Here is an 11,403-nt window from a genome sequence, read left to right as displayed (position 1 = left end):
TCACAAAAGGAGACAAAAAGACTTCAGAAACACGAAAAGCCGGACCCTTTCGGATCCGGCCTTCCTGAACAATACCAATCTGTCAGAAGACAGATGCCATCATTAGCTCAGAGTGAAGTCAGAAGCGTTCAGGTCGGTGATACCAACGAACGTGATCTTGGAGTTATCGGACAGTTCGATCGTGGTGTTACCACCAGCAACCGTAGCGTTCGACAGAACATTTGCCAGACCGTCGTTGTTCTGAAGGCCATACTGGTACAGAGCCATCAGATTACCGGCTGCGCTGCCGAAATCGGTGATCGTGTAGTCACCGCCAGCAGAGCCCTTGGTCAGAGCGAACAGATTGGCCGCGCCCGAACCACCCGTAAGAGTAGCAGCACCCGAACCGCCAACCAGCGTATCAGCAGCAGAACCACCGATGATGGTCTCGTCACCCGTGCCTGCAAAAGCATGCAGCGTACCGTTGGAAGATGCAGCCGTAACGGTTTCACTGCCATCGCCACCGACGAACAGGTTGGTGGAGCTTGCGGAGCCACCTACCAACATCAGATCAAGACCCGAGGCACCGAACAGTGTTGACGTTCCAGCGGAAACGGTCGTTGCACCCGTACCGTTCAGGAACGTCAGGGCTCCCGAAGCAGTGATCGAGTTGGCGGTACCACGAATCTGCCAGATATCAGCGGAAGCCGAAATGGTATCGTTCAAACCACCCGAGACCGTGCTGAGGTTGCCGGTCGAGTAGTAGGTGCTGGAGCTACCGCCCGTGATGGAGCTGTTGTTGCCAGCGGAAACGGTGTTGTGCGACGTCGTGTCGTAAACCGTTGCGTTGGCGCCAAGCGTGACCACGGAGCTTCCGCCGAGCAGCGTGACCGTATCGGTACCAGTCGTACCGTCAATAGTGTCCTGACCTTCAGAACTGACAACGTTCGTGCCAGTTCCCAGCTTGATGAGATTGTTGCCATCACCAGCGCTGATGGTGTCGTCACCATTGGTGCCCGTCACGGTATTGTTGCCATCACCCATGGCGATGGTCCAGTTCCCGGTGGAATTGGCGCCATTGAACGTATTGTTGCCAAGTCCGCCAGTGAACGTGCCGTCCTGGTTACCGACCGTCACGGATACCCCGGCTAAGTCACCGGTAAGAACGCTGATGCTCTTGGCAGTGCTGCTGGAGAGATCCAGGCTGACAGCCGAGTTCAGAGTGTCTTCGCCAACCGTGGAGTAGCTACCAACAGCTATATATTGCGTGGTACCGCCGGAAACGGTGTAATCACCACCCTGGCTGATCAGGCCCTGACCCGTCGTAGTACCCGTAGCGCCATTACTGCCCGGAACCAGATCGTAAGAATCAAGCCCTCCACTCGAGTGGAGGGTGGAAACAGCAGTCTGATACTGCTGCGCCAACAGCTGGGTCTGCCCACCACTGACCGTGACCACAAAGGTCTGGCCGGAGGCACCAACTACTGTAGTAATGTTAGCCATTACCATGCACTCCTAAAAAAGGTTGCCTCGCACCGGCGGCCCTCGGACCACCCAAATGATCGAGCGACGATTCTTGCATATATCAGAGCCAGATTATCAAACGCAATCCACTTCAGGCACGACACAAGGAATCAAGATCTATCATTTAGGGATTCGGACAGCCACACCGAAAAAGAATTTTCCATTTTCATTATGTGAAAACGGAAAAGAGCGGGTGATCCAACTCTTAAGTTAAATCCTTTTATATCAGAAAAGTTCCGTTAATGCTAATTCTTCCAGAAATAAATATTATCACTACTGCGTCACGCCGAACCTGACCGAGCTGTGCCTTCCCTGAAACAATCTATCCTTCACAGACACTTAGATCCTGACAGGCCCATTCGTGAATTCCCCCCCCCCCCCCTTACCGCCCCTTCCGGGAGCTGACCATCACCTGGCATGTCTGGCACTTCTGCTGGCATCAGAAAGGTCAGATGCAGATACCCGTCCCGATCTTCAGGATCACGTTTTCTTGATTGTCTGGCTGGCAATGATCCTGACCGAAGAACAAGATCTTTCCGCTGCCCGGATCGAATGTTCACCCCGCGTCCATGCCCAGATTCACCACGCTCTCCGTGCAATGCTGGAAGCACATCTTCCAGACAAGGACATCCGGATTGTCTCCCAGACGTCCCAGAACGACAAGACCGCTCTTCCCCTACTGTGCCAGATTACAGAAGACGCTCTCCAGAGCCCTTCTTCATTTCCTGTTCTCCAGTTCGGGCCGAATCACCCCGCAGGCTCCGTTACCCTGGCCCCGGAAAACGCCCTGACAAATGCAGGCAATTCACCCTTTCTGCGTACCCTGATGTCAGAAAATGCGGAATCTCTCGGCCTCCGACGCAACATCCGACTGCTTCTCAATAACAGTCGGAAAATTCGCCTTTTGATGTCCCAGGCGCAGGCGATACAGCAGGCATCTCTTGAAAAAACGCAGACCATCCAGGAACTCCGGGTCTCTCTTCGGATGCTTTCCGCCAAAAACGCGTCATTACCCCCCGAACCCCCACTACCCGAACAGACAGAGCCACCCGCTCCGCCAGCGGTCGTGTCTCTCCCCCCTGAAGATCCGGTTCCTAACTCACTTCCGATACCTCCGCTCTGGCTCCGGGCGGCCCGACGCCTCAAACGCATTCTCCACCCCCGTCCTTCACACCCTACCCTTCCAGTTCAGGAAGAACCCGACCTGAATGAGAGCAGCCCCGAGGCCGTTCCGGTCCCGACTTCCGAGCCGAAGCCAGAATCAGCGTCAAATCCCGCGCCTTTCTCCGTAAACCGCGTACTATTCGTTGCAGGAGAACCCGACACACCTGGCGTTCTGTACCGCTGCTACCGCAATGCCGACGCTGCCCGGGAAGCTGGCTTTGAGGCCAGGGTCCAGCCCTGCGCTGCGGTCGGGTATGACGATATTCACTGGGCGGATGTCATGGTGTTCTGGCGGGTCGAATACAGTGGCCATGTCAGTACAATCTTCGATCTGGCCGAAGCAGAAAACGTCATTACCGTCTTCGATGCGGACGATATTGTCTTCGTTCCCCATTATGCCCGCGTGGACATGATCGACGGCATCCGTTCGATTGGCGCCACGGAAGAGCGGATCGAGCGCTGCTTCTCGGAAATGCGCCGCACCTTCCTGCGCTGCGATCAGGGATCGACGACCACGGCCGAGCTGGTCTTTGCCATGCACAGTCTGCGCCCCGTCGTTCACCTGCTTCCGAACATCTATGACCTGTTCACCCTGAAACGGGCACGCCTGGCGCTGCGCATGCGTGGAGAGCCAGGCCGTGTCAACTCCGGCAACGGTCTGATCCGCATCGGTTACGCCACAGGTTCCAGAACCCATCAACGGGACTTCGCACCCGTCTGCCCCACCATCGCGGAAGTCCTGCGCCAGCGTCCTGAAGCGCGCCTCGTCCTGTTCCGCGAACCCGTCACGCATCGCCCGGTCCTACTGATGGAAGAATTTCCCAGCCTGATCGCCGTGCAGGACCAGATCGAGTGGCGCGACATGGTCCCTCTCGAAGAACTGCAGGACGAATTCGCACGGTTCGACATCTCCATCGCGCCTCTGGAGACGGGAAACATCTTCTGTGAAGCCAAAAGCGAGATCAAATTCTTCGAAGCTGCATTGTCGGGCGTGGCAACGATCGCTTCCCCCACCGGACCGTTCCAGCGCGTTATCCGCCATGGCGAAACCGGCTTTCTGGCTGACAGCCCGACAGACTGGTACGACGCCCTGATCGAACTGATCGACAACCCGGAGCGCCGCGTTCGCATGGCACGGGACGCCTATCATTCCGTGTTGTGGCCCTTCGGCCCGCAGGCGCAAGCCCGGCGCATGAAGCTCGTCCTGACGTCCATGTGCGGAGACGAAGCTGCGGCCCTTGCCGGAGAAATGCGTCTTGCCAGAGACCGTCTCGCTCCGTCGCCCGTGCCCGTCATCCCCCCCAACCGCACCCTTTTTCATCACGACGCACTGGGAGAAGCTCCCGTCACTGTCGTCATCACGTCCTATAATTACGCAACACATCTTCTGGACGCACTGGAATCCGTGGCGGCGCAAACCCTTCCCGTCCTTGATCTGATCGTCGTGGATGACGGGTCATCGGATGGCTCGGTCGCTCTAGCCCGTACCTGGATGGAGCGGCACTGCGACCGCTTCAACCGCCTGATTCTGCGCCAGTCCATTGCAAATGCGGGTCTGGGAGGCACGCGCAATATCGGAATGGACGCGGCCGAGACCGTCCATGTCATGCAATTGGATGCCGACAACATCCTGCGCCCTGAAGCCTGCGAAACGCTTCTGGGCTCCATGAATGACGGCACAGCCTACGCCTATCCGCTCATTGCCTGCTTCAACGAGCACGGCCCCGTGCTGATGGATATGAGGGCAGACACCCATCACCAACCAGGCACACCAGAGCTTCTGGGAGACCTGCCTTTCAATCCGCTCTCTCTCGTCTCCGGGAACAGGATCGACGCCATGGCCATGGTCACCAAATGGGCCTGGGCGGCAGTTGGGGGCTATTATGTTTCACGTGAAGCAATGGGCTGGGAGGACTTCGACCTGTGGTGCTCGCTGGCGGAGCGCGGCCTTCCCGGCCACCACGTCCCGCAGGTCCTTGCCGATTACCGCCAGCACGAGACATCCATGACGAACGCCTCCACCGAAAAAGACGCACACAAGGCCCGCGTCGTGGCCTTTGTTCAGGCCAGACATCCCTGGATCCGCCTCAGCGCCGAACAGGCCAGGCCCCGGAAAAACTGAGCTTCTTCCAGACCAGCCATAAAAAAAACCGCTCCCGGACAGCTCCGGAAGCGGGTTTTTCATGACCTGAAAGATCGAACCGAGCTTCACGAGGAAGCCCGATACGCCTCACTCAGAACGGTGCGTCGATATCAACAACGTCGATCAGCTTATGGTTGACGAATTCCTTGATGCCCAGACCGATCAGCTCGCGGCCATAGCCCGAACGGGCCACGCCACCGAACGGCAGATCGGCCTTCACCATCGTCGGATGGTTGATATAGACCATACCTGTATAGATCTGCTCGGCAACCTTTACGCCGCGCTTGGTATCCTTCGTGAAGACTGAACCACCCAGACCGAACGGCGAGTCATTGGCGATACGGATGGCATCTGCATCATCCTTGGCGCGATAGAGCTGCGTGACCGGACCAAAGAACTCCCACAGACGGGCTTCATTGTTCTCGTGCAGGTTGGTCATCAGCAGTGGCTGGAAAAACGCCCCCTTCTCCGGCACGGACGGGCCAATGGCCTCGACAACCGCACCATGCTTCTTGGCTTCCTCGACCTGAGCCTTCAGATCGTCCGCAGCCTTCTGCGAGGACAGCGGTGCCAGCGTGGTGGACGGATCCATCGGATCGCCAGCCTTCAGCTTGAGAACTTCCGCCTTGTACAGCTCCAGGAAACGGTCATAGACGGCATCCGCCACGATCAGACGCTTGGCGGACACGCAGACCTGACCGGCATTCCAGTGACGGCCAAAAGCGGCCCACTTTGCGGTCTTTTCCAGATCCGCATCGTCCAGAACCACGAATGCGTCAGAACCGCCCAGCTCCATCGTGGACTTCTTCAAAGCCTGCGCCGCAATACCGGCCACAACGGCGCCTGCGCCTTCGGAACCTGTCAGAGCCACACCACAGACGCGCGGATCCTTTAGGATCGTTTCGGTGTGATGACGGGCAGCGTACAGGTTGCGGAAGCCACCCTTCGGCAGTCCGGCTTCCTTCATCAACTCATCAAACGCAGCCGCACACTGCGGCACGTTGGATGCGTGCTTCAGGATAACCGTGTTACCGGCGGAAAGCTGCGGCGCGATGATGCGGGCGATCTGGTAGAATGGGAAATTCCACGGCTCGATCGCGAACACGATGCCCTGCGGCTGGTGAATCAGGACGGCATCACCGGACTTCGGATCGGCAACCGGAAGCTTCTCGGCCTTCAGCAGCTCTTCAGCGTGCTTGGCGTAATATTCGAAGATCTCGGCGGACAGGATCGTCTCTGCCTTGGCTTCGGCATAAATCTTACCCATTTCGAGGGTCAGAAGCTTGGAATACTTGTCGATGTCGCGACGAAGGATGTTGGCGGCTGCCGTCATGATCTTCGCACGTTCGGCGAACGGCGTATGGCGCCAGCTCTTGAACGCATCATAGGCTTCGGTCAGCGCGGTCTGGACTTCCTGGTCAGTTGCGTCTGGGAAAGTCTTGAGCGTCTCACCGGTATAGGGATTGATCGTAGCATAAGCCATGACGGGTCATGTTCCTGTATGATGACGGGTTTTCAACATATTGGCACGAATGCCGAGAGACATAACCCCCAACATACCAACATACCAAAAGTTCACAAATCTGTGTTCGTTTGAGGCAGATTATCCCACAACTCCTCGAGCCATGCCGTTGCAGTGCCATCAGACGGCGCACGCCAGTCCCCGCGCGGAGAGAGCGAACCGCCCGAAACCAGCTTCGGACCATTCGGCATGGCTGAGCGCTTGAACTGGCTTGTCCCGAAAAACCGCCGCAGAAATACCTCCAGCCAGTGCCGGATTTCCGGCAGATCGTACGAAACTTTCCGATCCTCGGGATAATGTGAGGGCCAGTCGCCACGCGATGCATCCACCCAGGCCTTCTCCGCCAGAAACGCCACCCGTGACGGTCGGAAGCCATGACGCAGAATGTGATAAAGTGTGAAGTCCTGAAGAGGATAAGGCCCGATCATCTGCTCCGTACTCTGAACGCCCTGCCCCGTATCAGGCACCAGTTCCGGAGTTATTTCCGCACTGACAATCCGTTCCAGAACCGGACCAACACCATCGCCCAGCTTTCCTTCACGGGCCAACCAGCGGATGACATGCTGGATCAGCGTCTTCGGCATCCCGGCATTGACGTTATAGTGGGACATCTGGTCCCCCACGCCATAAGTGCACCAGCCCAGCGCCAGCTCCGACAGATCCCCCGTCCCGATCACGATGCCATTGCGGTAATTGGCGATCCGGAACAGGAAGTCGGTCCGCAGACCTGCCTGCACATTTTCGAACGTGATGTCATGAACAGGCTGCCCCGCCGCAAAAGGATGACCAATTCCCGCCAGCATTGTCTGCGCCGTCGGCCGGATATCCAGCTCGTTCACTTCAACGCCCAGCGTCTCCATGAGCGCATGGGCCAGAGAACGGCTTTCGCTTCCAGTCGCAAAACCGGGCATCGTGTAGGCTAGAATATGCGTTCGCGGCCAGCCAAGCTCATCCGCCGCCCGCACCGCAACCAGTAGCGCCAGCGTACTATCCAGGCCGCCTGAAACCCCGATCACGGCGCGCTGCGCCCCGCTCGCCTGTAACCGCCGCCGCAGAGCGCTGACCTGAATGGTCCAACCTTCATAGCAGTCCCGAGCGAGTGTCCGCGCATCGGACGGGACGAAAGGAAATCGCACGACATCCCGCTCCAGCCCCAGATCAGTCATAGGCGGTGCAAGCGTGAACCCAACGATCCGAAACTCTTGTCCCGACTGCCCGAACTGGCCCGTCCGCATCCGCTCCTGCCGCAGCAGATCCAAATCCACATCTGCCACGACCAGCCGCTCGCCCTGCGGAAAACGATCCGACTGCGCCAGAAGCCGCCCGGCCTCGTGGATCGACACCTGCCCGTCCCAAGCCAGATCGGTAGTCGACTCCCCCTCGCCCGCCGCCGCATACACATAAGCCGTCAGCGTTCGCATGGACTGCGCCTGACACAGAAGCGACCGGTCATCCGTCCGGCCGATCGTCACCGGGGATGCCGAAGGGTTGAGAATGACGGTCGCCCCTGCTTCCGCCAGTTTTCCGCTCGGCGGAGACGCCACCCACAGATCCTCACAGATCTCCACGCCCAGCGTCAGCCCACGCACATCCTCGGCCGCAAACAGCAGATCCGCCCCGAATGGCACATCCTCGCCCAACAGCCGGATTGTCCCGGACGTCTGAAGTCCGGACGTGAAATGCCGGGACTCGTAGAACTCCCGGTACCGGGGCAGATGCGACTTTGGAACCACACCTAACACCCGGCCGCGGTGAATAACCGCACCGCAATTGTAGAGCAGATCCCCCTGCACCAGCGGCAATCCCACGACCGCGACGGAGAGAAGATCCTGCGTCCCTGCAACAACCTGCCGGAGAGCCTCAAGCGCGCTATCAAGCACCACGTCCTGAAAGCGCAGATCCTCCAGTGTGTAGCCTGTAAGCCCCAGCTCCGGGAAAACCACTGCCGCCACACCCTGCCGGTCGCAGTCACGCAGAACGCCGAGGGTCCGCGCGGCATTTTTCAGCGGGTCAGCAAGCGTCACCGGCAGCGTACAGGCGGCGATCCGGGCAAATCCCTGATGATACAGGGAGCGGAACAGGGTCATGACGGTCCTCCGGCAGGCAGGAAGTCCGAATACGGAAATCCGACCCATGGAAATATCAAAAACGGGGCCTGCACGCACAGCCCCCGCAGAAAACGGATGTTGCGAAAATGAACCAGTTCATCCCGCTGCCGTTCAGCCTTTTCAAACCCCGCCTTTCCGTCGGAGGGCGCTACTGACAAAGGAGACAGTCCCATGGACCTGCTGCGCTGGACCATTGCCTTCCTTATCCTCGCCCTGTGTGCTGCGGTGCTGGGCTTTGGCGGACTTTCGGCAGATTTTGCCTATATCGGCAAGATCCTTTTCTTCATCTTCCTGGTGCTTCTGGTCATCAGCCTCGTCTTCGGACGCGGACGCGGCACGCGCCTCTGATCCAGACCCTCAGCGTCGGGAGCGTCCCATGCGGAAGCTCCCGACCAGAGCGACCACGAACACCGCCGCCGCATACAGCCCTCCCAGCTCCGTCATCGAGACGGGCAGACCGAACAGGTAATCCGGCGAATCACACGGCTTGTTCGGCCGTGCCGGCATCGCGGACATCCAGTCCTTGAAGCTACCACCGTGAAAAGCCGGGGCCCTGCATTCTGGCGCCGGGCTGGGCCAGAACTTGTGCTCCACCCCAGCATGCAGCACCGCCAGCCCAATACTGGTCATCAAGCACAAGAGCCCGAGGAAAACTCCGAACCGGGCATAGCGCTTGGGCAGGACGACCGTGACAATCCCGATCCCGAGCAGCACCCACCACGGGCGCCGCTCCCACAGGCACAGCTCGCACGGCGCAAGCTTCAGCCAGTGCTCGGCGAACCAGACTACGCCGAGCGCCAGAAGCGCCCCCAGAACATACAGACCGCCCAGAGCATTCGTTGAAACGGGGCGGTGTGTCGTTCTGTTCAGTGGCACGGATGGATCGCCTCCAGACTATCAAGAAACTGCTTGGACCAGCTCCCCGCCGTATTGCGGGAAACCTCGCCATACATCGCAGACCATGCCGCATGACGGGCGTGCACGTCCATGGTCAGGCCGATATGAAGCGCCTCGGCCATTCCTTCCGCATCCAGCGGATTGATCAGAAGCGCCTCGGGCATTTCTGGAGCTGCCCCAGCAAACCGCGACAGCACCAGCACACCAGGATCGTCCTCGTCCTGCGCCGCGATGAACTCCTTGGCCACGAGGTTCATCCCATCCCGCAGCGGCGTAACAAACCCCACATCCGCCACCCGGTAAAGCCCGGCGAGGATATGCCGCCCGATCGGCCAGGTCGTGTAACGGATCGGCACCCAATCCGGCGTGCCATAGGCGCCGTTGATCGTCCCGACCAGCCCATCCAGCTCTTCCTTGAGCAGACGATAGCTTTCTACGCCACCCCGTGACACCGGAGTAACCTGAAGGAATGTCACCTGCCCGCGATGCTCGGGATAATTCTTTAGCAGAGCCTCGAAGCCCTTCATCCGCTCGGGCAGACCCTTGGAGTAATCCAGCCGGTCCACCCCCATGATTAGGCGCGTCCCCTCCAACGTATCCATGATCTTGATCACCTCGTCGGAAGAAGCGCTTTCGATCGCCTGCTGTCGGAAGCTGACGGGATCAATCCCGATAGGCACGGCCTCGACCGCCGCCTTCAGGCCATAGGCCTCGAAACATCCCTTGAGATTGGCCGCATCCTCAGGCGTCTGCACCCCGATCAGGTCGCAGGCCGCCAGTCCGGTCAACAGCATGTCGAGCTTGGGCAGCAGACGCGCGACGCTCCAAGGCGGGAACGGAATGTGCAGGAAGAATCCGACCCGACCCGTTACGCCCCGGTCCCGAAGCATCTTACCCAACGGAAACAGATGATAGTCATGGATCCAGACCGTATCATCCGGCTCCAGAAGCCCGACCAGACGATCCGCAAAGACCTCGTTCGCCTCATAATAGGCATCGCAGTCCTCACGGGTGTAGCGGATCAGGTTGGTCCGGTAATGGCACAGGGGCCACAGGACTCCGTTGGAAAAATTTAGATAAAACCGATCATACTGCTCCTGGGTCAAGTCGAACGTCACGTAATTGACGTTTCCCACCCGCTCGCTCTGGACCGGCCGGTCGGCCGCATCCATATGCTGATGGCCCGACCACCCGAACCACAGGGTCTCCTGCGTCTGTACTGCATCATACAGACCAACCGTCAGACCCCCGGCAGGCTGCGTACGCTCACCAGGGGCAGGCGTCCGGTTGGAAACAATAATCAGGCGCCCCATCCGTGTCCCTCCGACAGATCATGCAGCCAGCGCCGGAACGTGGCCGCATCTGGAAAATCATCGGGAATGAGCCAACCTGCGCCCCCCATCTGGCGCGCAGCTCTCACCCCATCGCGGTCCGTGACATCATCACCGGCAAAAACCGGAAGCCGTCCTGCAAAAGGCGGCTCCGCCATCAGTTCCCGCAGCGCCTTGCCCTTATCGATCCCCAATGGCCGGAGCTCGATGGCCATCTGGGCATCCTGAAGGTGAAACCCCCGGTCTTCCACTGGCCAGGCCGACGCCAACTCCCGAAAAGCAGACTCCGCCTCGGGCGCACGGCGGTAATGCAGCACCATTCCAGCTTTTTTATGTTCAACACTGGCTCCGGGATGATCTGCCGCAGCCTTTTCAACAGCCTGTACCCATTCTCCGGGCACAACGGGCAGCTCCCGCTCCCGTAACGCTTGGTCGGGCGCATGACGCATCATCACACCATGCTCGCCCGCCACGGCATAAGGAATATCCGGCAGGAAATGATCAATCTGTGCAATGGGTCGGCCAGTAATGATCGCAAACGCGCCATCAAGCATGTCCCGAAGACGCAGCAGATCCGCCGCGAGCCCCTCCGGTACCCGGACACTTTCCGGGGTAGGCGCGATATCAACAAGCGTTCCATCAAAATCAAGCAGCAGGGCTGCCCGAGACGGGGGAAAGGGAACCTGAATCATGAAGCTGTCATTTCTTCCTGTTTCTGGGTCATTCCGCCCCATC

8 protein-coding genes are annotated in these 11,403 nt (G+C 59.1%); 2 read left to right on the top strand and 6 right to left on the bottom strand.

Annotation, left to right across the window (positions count from 1 at the left end; all coding sequences use genetic code 11):
- Positions 1 to 102 precede the first annotated feature (102 nt).
- Positions 103 to 1,482, bottom strand: a complete 1,380-nt coding sequence (locus tag IGS75_RS06305; RefSeq protein WP_141353177.1) for a beta strand repeat-containing protein — start codon at positions 1,480 to 1,482, stop codon at positions 103 to 105.
- Positions 1,483 to 1,993: 511 nt separating this feature from the next.
- Between IGS75_RS06305 and IGS75_RS06300 the strand changes: the two genes are divergently transcribed.
- Positions 1,994 to 4,789 (top strand): glycosyltransferase, encoded by a 2,796-nt coding sequence (locus IGS75_RS06300; protein ID WP_237469033.1) that lies wholly within the window; start codon positions 1,994 to 1,996, stop codon positions 4,787 to 4,789.
- 112 nt (positions 4,790 to 4,901) lie between these two features.
- On the opposite strand, the gene IGS75_RS06295 is transcribed toward IGS75_RS06300, so the two are convergent.
- Both IGS75_RS06295 and IGS75_RS06290 read right to left on the bottom strand, forming a co-directional pair.
- The gene (locus IGS75_RS06295; protein WP_141353179.1) at positions 4,902 to 6,293 is read right to left on the bottom strand and encodes an NAD-dependent succinate-semialdehyde dehydrogenase; all 1,392 of its coding nucleotides are present in this window, start codon (positions 6,291 to 6,293) and stop codon (positions 4,902 to 4,904) included.
- 92 nt (positions 6,294 to 6,385) lie between these two features.
- The gene (locus IGS75_RS06290) at positions 6,386 to 8,419 is read right to left on the bottom strand and encodes an NAD(+) synthase (RefSeq protein WP_202257947.1); all 2,034 of its coding nucleotides are present in this window, start codon (positions 8,417 to 8,419) and stop codon (positions 6,386 to 6,388) included.
- 192 nt (positions 8,420 to 8,611) lie between these two features.
- Here IGS75_RS06290 and IGS75_RS06285 point away from each other — a divergent pair, with 192 nt between their 5' ends.
- Positions 8,612 to 8,788 (top strand): DUF1328 domain-containing protein, encoded by a 177-nt coding sequence (locus IGS75_RS06285; protein WP_211555853.1) that lies wholly within the window; start codon positions 8,612 to 8,614, stop codon positions 8,786 to 8,788.
- A gap of 9 nt (positions 8,789 to 8,797) precedes the next feature.
- On the opposite strand, the gene IGS75_RS06280 is transcribed toward IGS75_RS06285, so the two are convergent.
- The 3 genes from IGS75_RS06280 to otsB are packed head-to-tail and all read right to left on the bottom strand — an operon-like array spanning position 8,798 to position 11,360.
- A complete protein-coding gene (locus tag IGS75_RS06280) occupies positions 8,798 to 9,316 on the bottom strand; it encodes a disulfide bond formation protein B (RefSeq protein WP_202257946.1) in 519 nt (172 codons plus the stop codon).
- Positions 9,307 to 10,650 (bottom strand): alpha,alpha-trehalose-phosphate synthase (UDP-forming), encoded by a 1,344-nt coding sequence (locus IGS75_RS06275; RefSeq protein WP_202257945.1) that lies wholly within the window; start codon positions 10,648 to 10,650, stop codon positions 9,307 to 9,309. Before IGS75_RS06275 ends, IGS75_RS06280 begins: the two co-directional genes overlap by 10 nt.
- On the bottom strand, positions 10,638 to 11,360 hold the full coding sequence (gene otsB, locus IGS75_RS06270; RefSeq protein WP_202257944.1) for a trehalose-phosphatase: 723 nt from the start codon (positions 11,358 to 11,360) through the stop codon (positions 10,638 to 10,640). Before otsB ends, IGS75_RS06275 begins: the two co-directional genes overlap by 13 nt.
- Between the last annotated feature and the right edge of the window lie 43 nt (positions 11,361 to 11,403).

It is taken from the genome of Gluconobacter sphaericus (genome assembly GCF_016757795.1).
Classification (GTDB): domain Bacteria; phylum Pseudomonadota; class Alphaproteobacteria; order Acetobacterales; family Acetobacteraceae; genus Gluconobacter; species Gluconobacter sphaericus.
This window is presented reverse-complemented; position numbering and strand designations above follow the sequence as displayed.